Here is a 19020-nt window from a genome sequence, read left to right as displayed (position 1 = left end):
TCTGCCGCCATCCTTAATGATGGCGACGGAAGATAAACCAGTAAGTCAGACCAACCATGACGCCGCCACCAATGATATTACCAAGGGTGACCGGAATGAGGTTGTTTAGGACGAAGTTGGATACGGTCAAGTCGGCGAACGATGCCGGGTCCTGGCCGATGGCCTGCCAGAATTCCGGGCCTGCTACCGCATGGATGGCGATACCGACCGGGATCATAAACATGTTTGCGATGCTGTGCTCAAAGCCGGAGGCCACGAACATGGCGACGGGGAGCAGCATCACCATCACCTTGTCGGTGGCAGTGCGGGCCCCGAAGGCCATCCACACGGCGAGACACACCATGAGGTTGCAGAGGATGCCAAGGGCCAGGGCCTCGAAGAAGGTGTGATGGATCTTGTGCTGGGCCACTTTCATGGCATTCAGCCCCCACTGACCATCCGCCGCCGTGTATTCGGCCGACATGATGATGAGCGCGACTATGATGAGCCCGCCGATGAGGTTGCCAAAGTAGACCAGACCCCAGTTCTTGAACAGCTGAGCCCAGCTGATGCGGTTGGCGGCCTTGGCCACCAGGGTCAGGGTGGTGGAGGTGAACAACTCGGCACCGAGCAGTACGCACAGGATGAGACCGAGGGAGAAACAGAGACCGCCGACCAGCTTGGACATACCCCAGGCCATGCCGCTCGATCCCGTGGTGACGGTGATATAGAAGACGAATGCGATGGCGATGAAAGCACCTGCCGTGATGGCCAGAGGAATGACCTTGTGGGCGGGCTTGGTTGCCTTGGCATAGGTAATGTCTTCAGCCAGCGCGGCTATGGCTTCGGGCTTCAGACAATCAAAGGGAGATTCTGCTTTCAATTCTCAGTACCTGCATATTTTGCCTGTGGAAATCATAACAAAGGGGCTGATCCCCAAAATTGACTCCGATCAAGAATTACAGATTGTGAATGTAATTTTACTACAGGTTTTTTCTTCATCCGGAAGCTTGACTTTACACCAGGTTTCAGGTGAAACAGAAATGGGGCTGTTTTTAATTTCATGATTTTTAAGAATTTATATCTTCCTCATCAAAAAAAGCACCGGCAATGCACCTTTACGCCTCCCGAGCATGATGAATCTCGAATTGACAACCCCCTAAGAGGTATTTTTTGTTATTTATTTCATCTTTGAGTAAGGGCCCGCCAAAGCGTAGACCATAAAACAGAAGGGGCCATCAGGCCCCTTCGTCACACTAGCATATCAGTTCCACGTATGGATTCGTTTGGCTTTTTGCAGTTTCTCGTAGGCCGCGAGCAATTTCTGATGCAGCGGGAACTGGGAGAGGGACAGATCGGCCGCCTCCAGCCCGTGGAAACGCGCCTCGCCGCGGGCATGGGCCCAGGCCTTGGCCAGGGTCTCTTCCCCGAACATGCGGGCGAACACCGGGCGGTACTGCTCGGGGTCACGCTCTTCATCCAGGAACAACTCGACGCAGGCGCGCAGGGCGCGGTAGTAGTTCGCGCGATCCGCCGGGAACACCGACTGGTTGAACTCCATGGTCCAGTCGATGAGATCCAGCGCGCTTTCCAGCTCACCAGCGGCCAGCGCCAGCATGGCTTTGAGCTCACCAACCCGCAGGGTGTGCAGGGCTGTGCCCTTGGCGGCGGCGATGCCGAGCAGCTCGCGCACCCGGGTGCGCTCGTCGTGACCCTCTTCATCCAGCTGATCAAAGAGTGCCATGTACTGCTCCGCGTCCCACTCCAGGGACGGCAGGGCGAGGATGATTTCCCGCAGGTGGGCGCCCATGGTGTTGTTGGCCAGCAGCAGATCCTCGACCGGATAGATGTCGGACATGCCCGGCACCAGGATGCGGCAGGCGTAGACGCCCAGGTGCTCGTAGTCGGCGATGTAGACCGGCTGCTCCAGCTCGTGGAAGATGCCGATCAGGTGATCGAACTCCTCCTGGGAGGTACCGCGGAAATCCCAGTCGGCAAATTCGAAGTCGGACTCCTGCTTGAACAGATCCCAGCTGATGAGGCCGGAGGAGTCGATGAAGTGGGTCTCCAGATTGTGGTGATCCGCCACCTGCTCGTTATCGAATGACGGCGGCACGAAGACGTCCAGATCCTTGAGGCCACGGCCCTGCAGCAGTTCGGTGACGGTCCGCTCGAAGGCGACCTCGAAGCGCGGGTGGGCGCCGAAGGAGGCAAAGCAGGTGCCGTTGCTCGGGTTGAGCAGCACCACGCAGATGACCGGATAGCGGCCACCCAGCGAGGCATCGAAGCTGTAGATGGGGAAGCCTTCGGCCTCCAGCGCATCGATGGAGGCCTTGATGCCGGGGTAGCGGGCGATCACCTCGCTCGGGATCTCGGGCAGGCTGATGGCCTCGGCGATGATCTTGTTCTTCACGTGGCGTTCGAACACCTCGGACAAGCCCTGGGTGCGGGCCTCGGTCCTGGTGTTGCCGGCGCTCATGCCGTTGGAGACATAGAGGTTGCCGATGATGTTCATCGGGATATAGACGGTCTGATGATCGGACTGACGCTCGAACGGCAGCGCGACTATGCCGCGCTCTTCGTTGCCGGATTGCAGATCCACCAGCATGTCGGCAGTCACTTCGCCATCCGGGTTGTAGAACTTGCGGGTGAAGCTGTCGAGCAGACCGGCAGGCAGTTGGTCACCCTGGATGGGGAACCACTTCTCGTTCGGGTAGTGGACGAAGTCACCGTTCGCCACCTGCTCCCCCAGATAGAAGTCGGCGAAGAAGTAGTTGGTGGAGAGACGCTCGAAATACTCCCCCAGGGCTGACGCCAGGGCCGCCTTCTTGCTGGCTCCCTTGCCGTTGGTGAAGCAGAGGGCGCACTCTTTGTCCCGGATGTGCACGGACCAGACGTTGGGCACGGGGTTGAGCCAGGAGGCCTCTTCGATATCAAACCCCAGGGCCTGCAACTTGGTCTGGAACCGCTCGATGGAGTCTTCCAGCGCCGCGTCCTTGCCGGGAATAAAAGTGTGGTCGGTCATCACAATATCCTGATTTTTAATGGCTCATGTTCGGTCGCAGATAATAGCATGAGTGGCGGGAAAAGCGGCCAGGACAATCCCCTGCCAGGTGCGGGTCAGGTTGCCGTCGGTGGCCGGCATAGTCTGGGTTATTAGCTCTCCTGAACAATATTAAGAAAAAGTAGTTTTTTTTATGTCATGCCGCCGTCCATTATGAGGCCGACTTGTTTCTTCGTGGTGACAAGCATCACGCGCTAGCCCTCTGGGCATGGGTCACCTGGCCTCGTCTGCCGTTATCGCCTTCGCCACGATTCACCCATTGGGAGTTGCTATGCCATTCATGACACCACAGATTGATGCCAGGGTGACCAGCCTGGCCCCGGGATTCCGGGCCCTGAGCATCCAGGTCGACGGGGCCACCATGGTCGATCGCGAGGTCGGCGCACAAGCGCTGGCGCGGGCCTGCCAATCCGTTGCGGCGGGCGGTGCACCCTGGGCACAGGCTCATCTGTCCGCCTGGGGTGAGGTGTTCAAACGCTTCGGCGCCAAGCCCCAGCGGACCCCCTGCTCGGCCCAGGCGCTGCTCAAGCGGGTGCAACGGGAGGGCAGCCTGCCCTGCATCGATCCTGTCGTCGATCTCTACAACGCCATCAGCATCGAATACGCCATCCCCGTCGGTGGGGAGGATCTCACCGCTTATGAGGGGTCGCCCCGGCTGATCATTGCCGATGGCACCGAGTTGTTTGACACCATGAAGGAGGGGGCCCCTGCCCACGAGACCCCCGAACCTGGCGAGGTGGTCTGGTGTGATGACAGAGGCGTGACCTGTCGCCGCTGGAATTGGCGTCAGGGGACCAGAACCCGGCTCAGCGCCGAGTCCGGGCAGATGTGGTTCATCCTGGAAAGCTTGCCTGAAATGCCGCTGGCGGCGCTGCAGGAGGCCGGTGATCGGCTGATCGAGGGGTTAAGGCAGATGATGCCGGGCGCCCGGATTGAGAGTGTGCTGATAGGAAGCCCAGACGGGGCATGAGGAAAACATAATGGCCACCCTGGGTGGCCATTTTTAATACGCGCTGCTGGGGCGCCGCTGGGCTGCGCTTCCATCTCGTTATCAGCCGATAAACTTGAGTCCCAGAATACCGCCGATGATCAGCAGCAGGCAGAGCACCCGGGCCAGGGTGGCTGGCTCGTTAAACAGCCAGATCCCCATCAACACAGTGCCGACCGCGCCTATGCCGGTCCAGACCGCGTAGGCTGTGCCAAGCGGCAGTTGTTTGACCGCCATGGCGAGCAACAGCACGCTCACCCCCATGGCAGCTAGGGTAAGCAGGGTGGGGAGGGGACGGCTGAAACCGTCGGTGTACTTGAGGCCGATGGCCCAGGCGACCTCGAACAGGCCGGCCAGTAGCAGGAGTAACCAGGGCATATGAGTATTCCACGCGGGGCAGGGTCGTCCCTGCGAGTCAAGGAGGCCTTGGGGTCGTCCCCAGGGGGCAGTGGTTGCCAGTCGGACATCATGATGCCTGACCGATGGGGAGTCCGCCAAGCGTGGTAGCCCGGAACCCATGGTTATTGCGGCAAATGACACAGATTATTGCGCAATTCGACTTGCGCCTGTCGCCACAATCCGTAATGTGGACAGACGCATTATTTACACATCATGCTTGTGGCCAATTTGTGAACGGACCCGCGTCCGGCAAGGGATCACGGCGTATGAGACTTCATTTTTACAGCAGCTATCCAGGGTAGGACATTATGAAAAAAGTTGGTTTGGTCGGTTGGCGTGGCATGGTGGGTTCGGTACTGATGAGCCGGATGCAGGAAGAGAAGGATTTTGCCCGCATTCAACCCACCTTCTTCACCACCTCCCAGGCCGGTGAGGCCGCCCCCAATTTCGGCGTCGATGCCGGCACCTTGCAGGACGCCTTCGACATCGAGGCGCTGGCCGCACAGGAGATCATCATCACGGCTCAGGGTGGCGACTACACCAAGGATGTCTATCCCCGTCTGCTGGCCTCCGGCTGGCAGGGTTACTGGATTGATGCCGCCTCCTCCCTGCGCATGGAGAAGGACGCCGTCATCATCCTGGATCCGGTCAACGGCGACGTGATCGACGAGGCGCTGGACAAGGGGATCAAGACCTTCGTCGGCGGCAACTGCACCGTCAGCCTGATGCTGCTGGCCCTGGGTGGCCTGTTCAAGGCCGATCTGGTGGAGTGGGTGAGTGTGGCCACCTATCAGGCCGCATCGGGCGGTGGCGCGCGCCACATGCGCGAGCTGGTCACCCAGATGGGGCTGCTGCGTGACGAAGTGGCGGTGGAGCTGGCGGATCCCGCCTCCGCCATCCTGGACATTGAGCGCAAGATCACCGAGAAGACCCGCTCCGGCACCCTGCCGGTGGACAACTTCGGCGTGCCGCTTGCCGGTGGCCTCATCCCCTGGATCGACACCAAGCTCGACAACGGTCAGAGCCGCGAAGAGTGGAAGGGCCAGGCCGAGACCAACAAGATCCTCGGCATCGAAGATGCCGCCATTCCGGTGGATGGCCTCTGCGTGCGCATCGGTGCCCTGCGCTGCCACAGTCAGGCCTTCACCATCAAGCTGAAGAAAGACGTGCCGCTCCCCGAGATCGAGGCCCTGCTGGCCGCTCACAACGACTGGGTCAAGGTGATCCCGAACGATCGCGACATCACGGCCCGCGAGCTGACCCCGGCCGCCGTCACCGGTACCCTCAGCATCCCGGTAGGCCGTCTGCGCAAGCTCAACATGGGCCCGGAATACCTGGCGGCCTTCACCGTGGGTGACCAACTGCTGTGGGGCGCCGCCGAGCCGCTGCGCCGCATGCTCAACATCCTGCTGGCTCGCTGACAGGGGATAGCTCGCAAGGGCACACAATAAGGAAGGCCCGGCCTTTCTTATTGTGTCGGCACAACGAGTGACATAAAAAAACGGCATCCTTGCGGGATGCCGTTTTTTAATTGATCCAGTTTGACTCTTACATGTTTTGTGCTTCGTTTGGCACGATGACAGAGGCGTGATTTCCTTTCGGCCCCTGCTGCAGTTCAAAGTTGACTGCCTGACCCGCTTTCAAGGTCTTGTAACCTTCCATTTGAATCGTGGAGTAGTGAGCGAAGATGTCTTCACCACCGCCTTCCGGACAGATAAACCCAAATCCTTTTGCGTTGTTGAACCACTTGACTGTTCCGGTTGCCATACATCTACATCCTTTTATTGATTACCCTGAAGTCGTTGAGTAACCTGCGCCAGCCTTATATAACTAGAGCATCACCCCGTAGCAGACGGGCGCCGATTAGCAAGTAACCAATCTAGTCCAACTTTTAAGCGAGTCAAGAAGTTGTTAACAACCGATGTGATCTGGTTAACAAGTCTATTGACAATCTTGAGCGAGACGGTAGTAATCTAGAGGTACCAAAGCGCAACTATGAGCAAGCAGAAAGAACTCTTTGCTAATGAAGAGATTGCAGAAGCAGAGAAAACGAAGCTGCAACCGCCACCCATGTACAAGGTCGTCTTGAACAACGATGACTACACACCGATGGAATTCGTGGTGGAGGTGCTGCAAAGGTTCTTTGGTATGGATCTGGAGAAGGCCACTCAGGTCATGCTGAGCGTGCATTATAGTGGTAAGGGAGTCTGCGGCACATTTACCGCCGAGATTGCCGAGACCAAAGTGGTCCAGGTCAACACCTATTCACGTAACAACGAACATCCACTGCTATGTACCATGGAAAAGGCTTGAATCTGATGACTTGATGGCGATAACGACACCGCATTGTTGCTGTACTGAGGGGAGGTGCCTATGTTGAACAAAGATCTAGAAAAGACGCTGAACGAGGCTTTCAAACTGGCCCGTGACGAGCGCCACGAATTCATGACCGTCGAGCACCTGTTGTTAGCCCTGCTGGATAACAGCTCAGCCCATGAGGCGCTGAGTTCGTGTGGTGCGGATGTGGAGCAGATGCGCAAGGAAATTCGCGCATTCATCAATCAAACGACCCCGCTCATCCCCCGCGATGACGAAGACAGAGAAACCCAACCGACCCTTGGTTTTCAGCGCGTGTTGCAACGTGCCGTGTTCCATGTCCAGTCGTCGGGCAATACCGAGGTAAGCGGCGCCAATGTGCTGGTCGCCATCTTCAGCGAGCAAGAGTCCCAGGCCGCCTACTTCCTGAAAAAAGCCGAAATAAGCCGCCTGGATGTGGTGAACTTTCTCTCCCACGGGGTGCGCAAAGACAGCAAGCCCGAGAGTGGCGGCAACAATGCCGAGTCCGATGATGAGGTCTCGTCCGCCCAGATCGAGAGCTTCGCCACCAACCTCAACCAGCTGGTGCTGGAGGGGCGCATCGACCCGCTGATCGGTCGCGATCAGGAGCTGAGTCGCACCATCCAGGTGCTCTGCCGTCGGCGCAAGAACAATCCCTTGCTGGTGGGGGAGGCTGGCGTGGGCAAGACCGCCATCGCCGAGGGGCTCGCCTATCGTATCGTCAAGGGTGACGTGCCCGAGGTGATAGCTAACAGCACTATATATTCCCTGGACATGGGCTCCCTGCTGGCAGGCACCAAGTACCGCGGTGACTTCGAGAAGCGTCTCAAGGTGCTGCTCAAGCAGATCGAACGCCAGGAAGGGGCCATCCTCTTCATCGACGAGATCCACACCATCATTGGGGCGGGTGCAGCCTCCGGCGGTCAGCTGGATGCGGCCAACCTCATCAAGCCACTGCTCTCCAATGGCTTGCTGCGCTGTGTGGGATCCACCACTTATCAGGAATATTCCCAGATCTTCGAAAAAGATCGGGCTCTGGCGCGCCGTTTCCAGAAGATCGACATCGTCGAGCCGAGCATAGACGACACCACCCGTATCCTGATGGGGCTCAAGAGCCGCTATGAGGCGCACCATGGCGTGCGTTATACCGTCAAGGCCATCCGTGCCGCGGTCGAGCTCTCCGCCAAGTACATCAACGACCGCCACCTGCCGGACAAGGCCATCGACGTGATCGACGAGGCGGGGGCGGGGCAACGTTTGTTGCCGGTCAGCAAGCGTAAAAAAGTGATCAATGTGCCGGAGATCGAGGCCATAGTCGCGAAGATTGCCCGCATCCCGGAGAAATCAGTCTCCTCTTCCGACAAGGAGGTGCTGAAGAACCTGGAGCGCAACCTCAAGATGGTGGTGTTCGGCCAGGACAAGGCCATCACCGTATTGACCGATGCCATCCGGCTGTCACGCTCCGGCCTTGGCAACGAGCGTCGCCCTGTGGGCTGCTTCCTGTTTGCCGGCCCGACCGGGGTGGGCAAGACCGAAGTCACCCAGCAGCTCGGCAAGGCACTTGGGGTTGAGGTGCTGCGCTTTGATATGTCCGAATACATGGAGCGCCATACCGTCTCCCGGTTGATTGGGGCACCTCCCGGCTATGTGGGCTTTGAGCAGGGTGGCTTGTTGACCGATTCTGTGCTCAAGCATCCCCATTCGGTGGTGCTGCTGGACGAGATCGAGAAGGCGCACCCGGATGTCTTCAACTTGCTGCTGCAAGTGATGGACAACGGCACCCTGACGGACAACAACGGGCGTAAGGCAGATTTTCGCAACGTGATCCTGGTGATGACCACCAACGCGGGGGTGCAGGAGACCCAGCGCAAGTCCATTGGCTTCCAGCAGCAGGACATGAGTCACGATGCCATGGCGGTGATCAACAAGACGTTCAGTCCGGAGTTCCGCAACCGGCTCGATCACACCATCTGGTTCAACCATCTGGACATGACGGTGATCCATCAGGTCGTCGACAAGTTCATCGTCGAACTGCAGGTACAGCTGGATGCCAAAGGGGTGTCACTGGAGGTATCTGAAGAGGCGCGCCACTGGTTGGCCGAGAAGGGTTATGATCGGGCAATGGGTGCAAGACCCATGGGACGGGTCATTCAGGAGCACCTCAAGAAGCCGTTGGCCAATGAGATCCTGTTCGGCTCACTGGTCGATGGCGGAGTGGTGAGAGTGGAGCTGGTGAATAACAGCCTCAGCTTTGACTTCCAGGTCAATGTTGAAGCTGTCTCTCACTAAATGTGATTGAGGCCAGAAACGACAAAAAACCCCAGCCGAGAGGCTGGGGTTTTTTGCTGAATTCCTGGCTTAGCGAGAGCGGAAAACAATACGTCCCTTGGAGAGATCGTACGGAGTCAGAGCCACCGTTACTTTGTCCCCAGTCAGGATACGGATGTAGTTTTTGCGCATCTTGCCGGAAATATGAGCGATAACCACGTGACCATTTTCCAGTTCCACACGGAACATGGTATTGGGCAAGGTTTCGAGAATGGTACCCTGCATCTCAATACTGTCTTCTTTAGCCATTGAATCCTCTTGATAAGCCACAACAAAAAACCGCTGGATCATGCCGGATTTAAGGCTATGTGTAAAGTTTACTCGGGCTTGGTGTCGATATTTTTCCATTCTCCCTGCACCAGCAGCTCGTGGGGCAGGTATTGGCGTTTGTAATTCATCTTGCGACAGGCCTCCACCAGATAGCCCAAATACAGCCAGCTGCGACCCGTGCGCCTGGCCAGTTCCAACTGGCTCAGAATGGCAAAGGTGCCCAGAGAGCGGTCGGCATAGTCAGGATCGAAGAAGGTATACATGGCGCTCATGGAGTGGGGGAGCAGGTCCGTGGTGGCCACCCCGATGAGCCGTCCCTCCTTGCGTATCTCCATGTAGAGCGGTGGCATCCAGTCGCAGTGCAGGAATCCCTTGTACTGGGTCCGACTCGGCGGGTACATGCTGCCATCGTGGTGGCGCTCGCGGATGTAGCGCTCATAGAGCTGGTAATACTCGGGTTTGTCGTCGTAACTCAGCACCAGCTCGAGATCCCGGTTCAGCTGACGCACGCGTTTCTGACTGCGGTTCGGCACGAAACGCTCGCTGTGGATGCGCAGGGACTGGCAGGCACTGCAGGCCGGGCAATGGGGGCGATAGATGTCGTTGCCACTGCGCCTGAATCCTGCCGTCAGCAGTCGCTCATAACCGGCCGCATTGAGCAGCTCATGATCCATCAGTACCAGCAACTGCTCCTGCTCATGGCCGAGGTAGCTGCACGGGTGTCTGGGGGTCAGGCCTACCTTGAGGATCACTTCTTCTGTCATAGGCTGATTCTCCTCTGCTGCCAGCAACCGTCCTGCAGTGGTTGCCTGGTCAGGCGCGCCAATGTGGTCAGAAACCGGCTTCTTGGCCACTCCTGGACCCCCAGGGTGGCCAGGAAGTCGTTCTGCATCTGGCAATCGATGAGGGCACCCCCATGGCGTGAAAAGTGACGACAGAGCGCCACCATGGCCAGTTTGGCGCCGTTATCGATGCGGCTGAACATGGATTCGCCGCAGAAGAGGCGGCCAAGGGAGAGGCCGTAGAGCCCCGCCTGCAACTCCCCGTCCTGCCAGATCTCGACGGAGTGGGCATGGCCCAGGCGGTGCAACTGCCGATAGGCGTCGATCATGGGGGCGCTTATCCAGGTGCCGCTGGCGCTGCGACGGGGGGCGGCGCAGGCCGCTATCACCTCATCGAAGGCACTATCGACGGTAATGTCGAAGGGGGTGCGGCGCAGATACTTCTGCAGGCTGCGCCCTATGTGCAGCTCATCGGGCACTATCACCCCCCTGGGATCCGGCGACCACCACAGCAGTGGCTGGTGTGGCTCATTCCACGGAAAGATCCCGCTGTGATAAGCTGCCAGCAATCGAGCAGGAGAGAGATCTCCCCCAATCGCCAGCAGGCCGTTGGGCTCTTCCAGCGCATGGCTGGGGGAGGGAAACCAGCACAGCTCATCATCCAGTTCGGTGAGATAGCGAGACATAAGACAGAGGTTCACAGATGAAGGCCATTATCCTGATAGTATCCAGCTTGCTGGGCTTTGTCACGGCGCCCGCCTGGGCTGCACCCTATGAGCGCAATACGGCGCGCCCCGTCGATCAGGTGGTGTTTGGCCAGGTGGATACGGTGCGCAACATCACCCAGCGTCAGGTGCTGGAATCCGAGCATACCGGCTGGAAAACCCTGGGGGGCGCCGTGTTGGGGGGGCTGCTCGGCAACCAGTTCGGCGGCGGTCATGGGCGGGAGATTGCCACCGCCGTGGGGGCATTGGCGGGGGCGGCCGCGGTGCAGCACTACCAGTCAGGGGGCAGCGTGGTGGAGAACAAGCTGGTGGAGCTGCTAATCCGCAACGAGCAAGACGGGCTTATCAACGTGATCCAGGATTACGATCCGGCCATGGTGTTTGCGAGGGGGGACAAGGTGCGCATCCTCTATTTCAGCGATGGGGTGCGGGTCGACAAGACCTATTGAGGAAACCCGTGAACGGGCAGGGAGCCATGAGGAGGGGGAATAACCCGGCGGCCGCAAGGGGCGCCGGGCGGTACTACACGAAGCGTCTCACTCGAGACGTGCTCAGGCGTCCTGGGAGACTATCTTGTCACGACCCGTGTTCTTTGCCTGATACAGCTGGCGATCTGCCTCGCAGAGCGCCTCGTCCATGGAGAGCCGCCCGACGTTGATGACGCCAAAACTGGCGCGCACGAACAGCGGCACTTCCCGTGACAGCGGCTGCTGACGCAGCTGTTGGCGCAGCCCTTCCAGCCGCTTGAGCAGCACGGGAACCGGGCAATGGGGCACCATCAGGGCAAACTCCTCTCCGCCGAAGCGGGCTATCATGGCATCCGGGAAGAACTGGGAGAGCAACCGGGTCAGGTGGCAGAGCAGCTCATCGCCGATGGCATGGCCCCAGTGATCGTTGACCTGCTTGAAATGATCCACATCGAGCACGCACAGGGCGAGCTGCGCCTGCTGACGCTGATGCTCCTCGAACCACTTCTGCCCCTCGTTGAACCAGTAACGCCGGTTGTAGAGCCCGGTCAGGTAGTCGCGATTGGCGGATTCCTGGATGCTGTTGAACTGCTCAAGGGCCTCCAGATTGTGGCTGACCCGGCACTGCAGCTCCTCGGGCTCGAACGGCTGGTTGAGAAAATCGTTCGCCCCTTGCTTGAGGTAGCGGGCAGAGAGGCCGTGCTTGTCCGACACCGAGATGCCGATGATGGCGAGCTGCTGCTTGCTGTAGCGCTCCCGCAGCATCCGCACCAGGCTGATGCCGTCGATTTCCGGCATGTAGTAATCCACCAGCATCAGGCGAATGGCCGGGTGCTGCTCGAGCAGGGCCAGGGCATCCCGGGCGCAGGTTGCCTCGTGCACCAGCAGCAGCTGCTTGCGCAATTGGGCGGCGGTGCGATGACGGGAAGTGAGCGAATCATCGACCACCAGCACTTCTATGGCCTGGTTGAGGTAGAGGCGGTGCACCAGGCTGACGGCGTATTGCAGGGAGTGCCGTGAATCCTTCATCACGTAATCCAGCACCCCGGCCTCCAGCCAGGCTTCCCGTTTCTCCTCGCTGATGTCGGCGGTGAGGATCACCACGGGCAACCCTCGCGCCAGCAACACGTTGACGGCTTCTCCGCTCGGGGCATCCGGCAGGGTGAGATCCACCAGGGCGACCACGTACTCTTCTCCCTGGCAGTCACGGGCGCCCTCCAGGGTATCGAACGCATCTATCTCCAGCCCGGTTTGCTGCGCAATGGCCTGGGTCAACATGCGGCGCACCGTCAGGCTGTCTTCCACAATCAATATTTTCCGTTTCATCCGGCTCCTTAAAAGAAAAGGGCATGCCACTTGGCATGCCCTTTATATCCTTGTGCTTATTGTGCGTCCAGATATCGCTCGGCATCCAGGGCCGCCATGCAGCCGGTACCGGCTGAGGTGATCGCCTGACGGTAAACGTGGTCGGCCACGTCGCCGGCGGCAAACACGCCCGGGATGCTGGTCTGGGTCGCGAAGCCTTCCAGGCCGCCCCGCACCTTGAGGTAGCCGTTTTCCATTGCCAGCTGGCCTTCGAAGATCTGGGTGTTGGGCTGGTGACCTATGGCGATGAAGACCCCCATCAGCGGCAGCTCGGAGGTGGCGTCGTCCCGGGTGCTGCGCAGGCGCACGCCGGTCACGCCCATGTTGTCACCCAGCACCTCGTCCAGGGTCTGGTGAGTGTGCAGCACTATGTTGCCGCTCTCGACCTTGTCATTGAGGCGCTTGATCAGGATCTTCTCGGCGCGGAACTCGTCGCGGCGGTGGATCAGGTGCACCTTCTTGGCGATGTTGGCCAGATAGAGCGCCTCTTCCACGGCTGTGTTGCCGCCGCCGACCACGGCCACTTCCTGATTGCGATAGAAGAAGCCGTCACAGGTGGCACAGGCGGAGACGCCACGGCCCTTGAAGGCCTCCTCGGAAGGCAGCCCCAGGTACTTGGCGGAGGCGCCGGTGGCGATGATGAGCGCGTCGCAAGTGTATTCACCGTTGTCACCCTTGAGACGGAAGGGGCGCTGGGTCAGCTCCACTTCATTGATGTGATCAAAGAGGATGCGGGTATCGAATTTTTCCGCATGCTCTTTCATGCGCTCCATCAGGGCCGGGCCGGTCAGCCCTTCCGCATCACCTGGCCAGTTTTCCACCTCAGTGGTGGTGGTCAGCTGACCACCTTGCTGCATGCCGGTGATGAGCAGGGGATTGAGGTTGGCGCGGGCGGCGTAGACGGCGGCGGTGTAACCCGCCGGGCCTGACCCCAGGATCAGCAGTTTGCTATGAATGACTTGGCTCATGATGTGATTTCCGAGACGTGATGAGTTTGCGCGATTGTAGGTAATTCGTGATCCGGGGTCAAAGGCCAGGGCATCGATTGTGGCAATCGCCAAAGAGGGGGAGGGGGCCGGATTGCGCCATAAAAAAACCGCCCATCGCGGGCGGATTTTCACTCATCGACGCACCCTTGCGGGGGCGGGATCAGTTCAGCAGGGTCAGGGGATCCGTGTAGGCCAGGTTGTGCGCCACGGCGACCTCCTTGCAGGTGATCTTGCCCGCCATCACGTTCAGGCCGTGCAACAGGTGGGGATCGCTGAGCAGTGCACCGCGATAGCCCTGTTCCGCCAGCTTGATGATGAAGGGCAGGGTGGCGTTGTTGAGGGCCACTGTGGAGGTGCGGGCCACGGCGCCTGGCATGTTGGCCACGCAGTAGTGCACCACCTCGTCGACGATGAAGGTGGGATCCTCATGGGTGGTGGCGTGCGAGGTCTCGACGCAGCCGCCCTGATCGATGGCCACGTCCACGATGGCGGAGCCCGGCTTCATGCGTGCAATGTGGTCACGGCTGACAAGTTTTGGCGCAGTGGCGCCCGGCACCAGCACGCCGCCGATGACCAGATCCGCCGCCAGCAGGTGGCGCTCCAGGGTCTCGCGATTGGAGTAAACCACCTTGGCTGCCCCCTGGAACTCGCTGTCGAGACGGCGCAGGGTGTCGATGTTGTTGTCGAGTATGGTGACGTCGGCACGCAGGCCGATGGCCATGCGGGCTGCGTTGGAACCCACCACGCCACCGCCGATGATCACCACCTTGGCCGGTTCGACCCCGGGCACGCCGCCGAGCAGCACGCCGCTACCCCCGCGGGACTTCTCCAGCGCCTGGGCACCGGCCTGAATAGACATGCGTCCGGCCACTTCCGACATGGGTGCCAGCAGGGGCAGACCGCCACGGCCGTCGGTGACTGTCTCGTAGGCGATGCAGACGGCGCCGCTGTCGACCAGTTCCCGGGTCTGGGCCAGGTCTGGCGCCAGGTGCAGGTAGGTAAAGAGGGTCTGGCCCGGACGCAGCATGGCGCGCTCGACCGCCTGGGGTTCCTTGACCTTGACGATCATCTCCGCCTTGGCGAAAACGTCTGCTGCGGAGGCCAGGATCTCGGCTCCGGCAGCCAGATAATCTGCGTCACTGAAGCCAATGCCATTTCCTGCGCCGCTTTGGACGAAAACGGTATGGTTTCGTGCTGTCAGTTCACGTACACTGGCCGGAACCATGCCTACGCGATATTCATGGTTTTTTATTTCCTTAGGTACACCGATAATCATGCTATCCCTCGTCTATCGATTGGTGGTTTATGTTGCCCAGATGTTAAGCAACATTTGCGCCTAGTATATTCAGGTATTGACAGGATTTGTGACCATTATTATAAAATGACTGGTGATTCTTACCAAAAAATAGCCAAAGGATGGAATTAAATGATGGAAGCTAAGAGTCGGCTAAAGGATTTGGACAGGATTGACCGCAACATTCTGAATGAACTGCAAAAGGATGGCAGGATTTCGAACGTTGAGTTGTCCAAACGAGTTGGCCTGAGTCCCACACCGTGTCTGGAACGGGTTCGTCGCCTCGAGCGTCAAGGCTATATCGAAGGATATGCCGCTATTCTGAACCCTCATTATCTGGATGCGTCTCTGCTGGTGTTCGTGGAAATTACCCTCAATCGTGGCGCCCCCGACGTGTTCGAACAGTTCAACAAGGCTGTTCAGGTGCTCGAAGAGATCCAGGAGTGCCATCTGGTGTCCGGTGATTTCGACTATCTGCTCAAGACCCGCGTCAGCGACATGTCGGCCTATCGCCGCCTGCTGGGGGAAACCCTGCTGCGTCTGCCCGGCGTCAATGACACCCGTACCTATGTGGTGATGGAAGAGGTCAAGCAGAGCAGCCGTCTGGTGATCAGCACCCGATAAGCGGGATTGTGCTGTGACTTGCAAGCACCACGACGAGTCACGATAGTCAGAAACGAGCGGCCGGTCCGCTCGTTTCTTCTTATTACTGTATTCATGGCCCCGCCCTCAGGCACTGGCTGACAATCGGTGGGCTTTTCAGGGATACTAGGCCCCCTATCCCCGCATTACATGTTTTCAGAAAGGAGCCGGAGTTTGGCCGATAAAAAGCTGTTTACTCCTTTGTCAGGTACGCAACGGATCTTCGAGGCCGTCTTGATCGCCATCACGCTGATGGCTGCCTATCTCTTGCTTGCCCTGTTGACCTACCATCCCGCCGATCCAGGTTGGTCCCAGACCTCCTGGCAGGGAGAGGTGAAGAACCTGGCGGGCAGCGCCGGGGCCTGGCTCGCCGACATCACCATGTTCACCTTCGGGGCCTTCTCCTATCTGGTGCCTCCTCTGGTGGTGCTGCTCGGCTGGAGCCTGTTCTGGCGCCCGAGCCGGCTGCTGGAGGTGGACTATCTCACCCTGTCGGTGCGTATCATCGGCTTCGTGCTGACGGTGCTCGGCATGTCGGCCATTGCCAGCATGAACTTCAATGACTTGCAGAATTTCTCAGCAGGCGGCCTGGTGGGAGACGTGATCGCGTCCGCCGTGGTGCCCCTGTTTGGCGGGGTCGGGGCCAACCTGATGTTGCTCTGCTTCGTGGCCACCGGCATCACCCTGTTCACCGGCTGGTCCTGGCTCACCATAGTCGAGCGGATCGGTGCCACCTGCACCGGCAGCGTCAGCGCCATCTACCATTTCCCGACGACCCTGGGTCGCTGGCTGACCGGCGGCTGGCGCCAGCCCCGTTTTGAGGGGCCGGATCCCCTGCTGGAAGGGGGCGTGGGAGCCCTGGATCTCGACGAGGAAGAGGACGAGCCCCATAGCAGCTGGACGCGCAACCCCAAGGCCAAGGGGAGCCAGAAGTCAAAATCTGACGAATGGCTGCCGGAGCTCGATGACGATACCTTCCAGTTCGATCCGCAATTCGATGATGAAGAGGACGAGCCGGCGCCCGTGGCCAGACCCAAGCGCGCCGCCGTTGCCCATGCCCGCCGTCAGCCGGCCCTGGCCGATGACGGGGATGACGAGCTCGATCTGCCCTGGGCGGAAGGGGAGGAGGCTGCCGCCGCCCCTGCGGTCGCCGCACCGGTCAAGCCCAAGCGTCGCCCCCAGCCCGCCATGGCGCCGCTGCCGAGCATAGATCTGCTGGACAGACCGCCCGCCAAGACCCAGATGATGAGCAAGGACGAGCTGGACCGCATGGGCCGGCTGGTGGAGGCGAAACTCGCCGACTACAACGTGCAGGCCAAGGTGGTCGGTGTCTATCCGGGCCCTGTGATCACCCGCTTCGAGCTGGATCTGGCACCGGGCATGAAGGCGAGCAAGATAACCAACCTGTCGCGGGACTTGGCCCGCTCCCTCTCCGCCAGCAGCGTGCGGGTGGTAGAAGTGATCCCGGGCAAGACCTTCGTCGGCATCGAGCTGCCCAACCGGGTGCGCCAGACCGTCTACCTGCGGGAGACCCTGGACTGCGAGGCCTTCTCGGGCAGCCACAATCCGTTGACCATGGGGCTGGGGCAGGACATCGCGGGGGAACCCGTGGTGGTCAACCTCGCCAAGATGCCCCACCTGCTGGTGGCCGGTACCACCGGCTCGGGCAAGTCGGTGGGGGTCAACACCATGATCATCTCCATGCTCTACAAGTCATCCCCCGATGATCTGCGCTTCATCATGATCGACCCCAAAATGCTGGAGCTCTCGGTCTACGAAGGTATCCCCCATCTGCTGACCGAGGTGGTCACCGACATGAAGGACGCCGCCAACGCCCTGCGCTGGTGCGTAGGAGAGATGGAGCGTCGCTACAAGCTGATGTCCGCGGTCGGGGTGCGCAACCTCAAGGGTTACAACGACAAGGTGCTGGCCGCGGCCGCCGAGGGCAAGCCTTTGCGGGATCCCCTGTGGCGTCCGGGTGACTCCATGGATCAGATGCCGCCTGAGTTGGAAAAACTGCCCCACATAGTGGTGGTGGTGGACGAGTTCGCCGACATGATGATGATCGTCGGCAAGAAGGTCGAAGAGCTGATTGCCCGTATCGCCCAGAAGGCGCGGGCGGCCGGTATTCACCTGATCCTCGCGACCCAGCGCCCCTCTGTGGATGTCATTACCGGCCTCATCAAGGCCAACATTCCGACCCGGATCTCCTTCCAGGTGTCGAGCAAGATCGACTCCCGTACCATCCTGGATCAGGGCGGTGCCGAATCCCTGCTCGGCATGGGGGACATGCTCTACATGCCGGCCGGTACCTCCAACCCGACCCGGGTCCACGGCGCCTTCGTCGATGACCACGAGGTGCACAAGGTGGTGGCGGACTGGAAGTTGCGCGGCGAACCGAACTACATCGAGGAGATCCTCTCCGGTGAGTCGGACGGCGAGGGCGGTGGCGGCGAGTACGGCGGCGGTGGTGACGAGGAGCTGGATCCCCTGTTCGACGAGGCGGTCGCCTTCGTGGTGGAATCCCGCCGTGGCTCGACCTCCAGCGTGCAGCGCAAGTTCAAGATTGGTTACAACCGGGCGGCCCGTCTCATCGAACAGATGGAAAACCAGGGCATCGTCAGCTCTCCGGGGGGCAACGGCCAGCGCGACGTGCTGGCACCGCCCCCGGTGCGTGATTAAGCCTTCATATCATCCTGGCCATGTCTGCGGACATGGCCTTTTATCTGACCCTCTTCAACGGGAATCGCGATGAAAAAAGCATTATTGATGGGTTCTGTACTGCTGCTCGCCAGCAGCCAGGTGTGGGCCGATGCGGCCAGCGATCTCAAGCAGAAGCTGACGGGCGTCAGCCTGTTCTCGGCCAAGTTTGCCCAGACCGTCTATGACAGCAAGGGCAAGGAGCTGCAGAAGGCGAGCGGCTCCCTGCTGGTGCAGCGCCCGAACCGCTTCAACTGGCACACCACTGCCCCGGACGAGAGCCTGATAGTGGCGGACGGCAAGGATGTGTGGGTCTATGACCCCTTCGTCGAGCAGGTCACCGCCCTCAAGATGAAGGATGCGGTGCTCAACACCCCCTTCGTGCTGATCGCCGGCAACGATGTCGGGCTCTGGAAGAATTACGACGTGACCCAGCAGGGTGACGTCTACACAGTCACCAGCCGCAACAAGGATGAGCTTATTGCCTCCTTTCGCATCACCTTCGACCGTCAGAACAACATCAGCCGGTTCGACGTGAAAGAGGCCCAGGGGCAGTGGAGCGAATTCACCTTGAGCAGCTTCAACCGCAAGCCGGTGCTCAAGGGCAACGAGTTCGTGTTCAAGATACCCAAGGGGGTCGTACTGGACGATCAGCGCTGATGAGCAAGCGGTCGTTGGATTTCTCGTCAGC

18 protein-coding genes are annotated in these 19020 nt (G+C 59.8%); 8 read left to right on the top strand and 10 right to left on the bottom strand.

Going from position 1 to position 19020, the window contains the following annotated elements; genetic code table 11:
- Positions 1–13: 13 nt before the first annotated feature.
- Positions 14–862, bottom strand: coding sequence for a formate transporter FocA (focA, locus tag Aeroheme_RS12000; protein ID WP_106886983.1), 849 nt, complete (start codon positions 860–862; stop codon positions 14–16).
- 381 nt (positions 863–1243) lie between these two features.
- A complete protein-coding gene (gene ycaO, locus Aeroheme_RS11995) occupies positions 1244–3004 on the bottom strand; it encodes a 30S ribosomal protein S12 methylthiotransferase accessory factor YcaO (RefSeq protein WP_411165901.1) in 1761 nt (586 codons plus the stop codon).
- A 310-nt stretch (positions 3005–3314) separates the two neighbouring features.
- On the opposite strand from ycaO, the gene Aeroheme_RS11990 reads away from it, so the two are divergent.
- Entirely contained in the window at positions 3315–4013 is a 699-nt protein-coding gene (locus Aeroheme_RS11990) for a B3/4 domain-containing protein (RefSeq protein WP_106886981.1), read from the top strand.
- Between the two features lie 81 nt (positions 4014–4094).
- Here the strand turns inward: Aeroheme_RS11990 and sugE are convergent, their stop codons facing one another.
- Positions 4095–4409 carry a quaternary ammonium compound efflux SMR transporter SugE gene (gene sugE, locus Aeroheme_RS11985; RefSeq protein ID WP_106886980.1) on the bottom strand — a complete coding sequence of 105 codons (315 nt, stop codon included), beginning with the start codon at positions 4407–4409 and terminating at the stop codon, positions 4095–4097.
- Between the two features lie 329 nt (positions 4410–4738).
- Here sugE and asd point away from each other — a divergent pair, with 329 nt between their 5' ends.
- Positions 4739–5851, top strand: coding sequence for an aspartate-semialdehyde dehydrogenase (gene asd / locus Aeroheme_RS11980; protein ID WP_139744376.1), 1113 nt, complete (start codon positions 4739–4741; stop codon positions 5849–5851).
- A 127-nt stretch (positions 5852–5978) separates the two neighbouring features.
- Here asd and cspD read toward each other — a convergent pair whose 3' ends face one another.
- A complete protein-coding gene (gene cspD, locus Aeroheme_RS11975; RefSeq protein ID WP_005300025.1) occupies positions 5979–6197 on the bottom strand; it encodes a cold shock-like protein CspD in 219 nt (72 codons plus the stop codon).
- 228 nt (positions 6198–6425) lie between these two features.
- Here cspD and clpS point away from each other — a divergent pair, with 228 nt between their 5' ends.
- Both clpS and clpA read left to right on the top strand, forming a co-directional pair.
- Positions 6426–6743: an ATP-dependent Clp protease adapter ClpS gene (clpS, locus tag Aeroheme_RS11970; RefSeq protein WP_005325410.1), complete on the top strand. Its 318-nt coding sequence runs from the start codon at positions 6426–6428 to the stop codon at positions 6741–6743.
- A 60-nt stretch (positions 6744–6803) separates the two neighbouring features.
- Entirely contained in the window at positions 6804–9056 is a 2253-nt protein-coding gene (gene clpA, locus Aeroheme_RS11965; protein ID WP_106886978.1) for an ATP-dependent Clp protease ATP-binding subunit ClpA, read from the top strand.
- A 69-nt stretch (positions 9057–9125) separates the two neighbouring features.
- Here the strand turns inward: clpA and infA are convergent, their stop codons facing one another.
- From infA to aat, 3 genes are read right to left on the bottom strand one after another with little or no spacing between them, the layout of a single operon-like run.
- Positions 9126–9443 (bottom strand): translation initiation factor IF-1, encoded by a 318-nt coding sequence (gene infA / locus Aeroheme_RS11960; protein ID WP_231557514.1) that lies wholly within the window; start codon positions 9441–9443, stop codon positions 9126–9128.
- Positions 9413–10129 (bottom strand): arginyltransferase, encoded by a 717-nt coding sequence (locus Aeroheme_RS11955; RefSeq protein WP_139435447.1) that lies wholly within the window; start codon positions 10127–10129, stop codon positions 9413–9415. The genes infA and Aeroheme_RS11955 overlap by 31 nt, the downstream gene beginning before the upstream one ends.
- The gene (gene aat / locus Aeroheme_RS11950) at positions 10126–10833 is read right to left on the bottom strand and encodes a leucyl/phenylalanyl-tRNA--protein transferase (protein WP_234689932.1); all 708 of its coding nucleotides are present in this window, start codon (positions 10831–10833) and stop codon (positions 10126–10128) included. Before aat ends, Aeroheme_RS11955 begins: the two co-directional genes overlap by 4 nt.
- Before the next feature lie 17 nt (positions 10834–10850).
- Between aat and Aeroheme_RS11945 the strand changes: the two genes are divergently transcribed.
- Positions 10851–11321: a glycine zipper 2TM domain-containing protein gene (locus Aeroheme_RS11945; protein ID WP_234568032.1), complete on the top strand. Its 471-nt coding sequence runs from the start codon at positions 10851–10853 to the stop codon at positions 11319–11321.
- A 102-nt stretch (positions 11322–11423) separates the two neighbouring features.
- On the opposite strand, the gene Aeroheme_RS11940 is transcribed toward Aeroheme_RS11945, so the two are convergent.
- The 3 genes from Aeroheme_RS11940 to ald all read right to left on the bottom strand — a co-directional run bounded on the left by Aeroheme_RS11940 (position 11424) and on the right by ald (position 14969).
- Positions 11424–12665, bottom strand: a complete 1242-nt coding sequence (locus tag Aeroheme_RS11940; protein ID WP_171276042.1) for a diguanylate cyclase — start codon at positions 12663–12665, stop codon at positions 11424–11426.
- 56 nt (positions 12666–12721) lie between these two features.
- A complete protein-coding gene (gene trxB, locus Aeroheme_RS11935) occupies positions 12722–13672 on the bottom strand; it encodes a thioredoxin-disulfide reductase (RefSeq protein WP_289979620.1) in 951 nt (316 codons plus the stop codon).
- A 181-nt stretch (positions 13673–13853) separates the two neighbouring features.
- Entirely contained in the window at positions 13854–14969 is a 1116-nt protein-coding gene (gene ald / locus Aeroheme_RS11930) for an alanine dehydrogenase (protein WP_163149032.1), read from the bottom strand.
- Positions 14970–15119: 150 nt separating this feature from the next.
- On the opposite strand from ald, the gene lrp reads away from it, so the two are divergent.
- The 3 genes from lrp to lolA all read left to right on the top strand — a co-directional run bounded on the left by lrp (position 15120) and on the right by lolA (position 18989).
- Positions 15120–15611 (top strand): leucine-responsive transcriptional regulator Lrp, encoded by a 492-nt coding sequence (gene lrp / locus Aeroheme_RS11925; protein ID WP_005300047.1) that lies wholly within the window; start codon positions 15120–15122, stop codon positions 15609–15611.
- 192 nt (positions 15612–15803) lie between these two features.
- Entirely contained in the window at positions 15804–18311 is a 2508-nt protein-coding gene (locus Aeroheme_RS11920) for a DNA translocase FtsK 4TM domain-containing protein (protein WP_411165900.1), read from the top strand.
- 69 nt (positions 18312–18380) lie between these two features.
- Positions 18381–18989: an outer membrane lipoprotein chaperone LolA gene (gene lolA, locus Aeroheme_RS11915; protein WP_411165899.1), complete on the top strand. Its 609-nt coding sequence runs from the start codon at positions 18381–18383 to the stop codon at positions 18987–18989.
- Positions 18990–19020: the final 31 nt, after the last annotated feature.

Origin of the sequence: Aeromonas sp. DSM 116730, assembly GCF_046581335.1 — a bacterium.
GTDB classification, from domain to species: domain Bacteria; phylum Pseudomonadota; class Gammaproteobacteria; order Enterobacterales; family Aeromonadaceae; genus Aeromonas; species Aeromonas rivipollensis.
The sequence above is the reverse complement of the archived record's forward strand: the minus strand, read 5'-3'. Positions and strand labels throughout refer to the sequence as shown.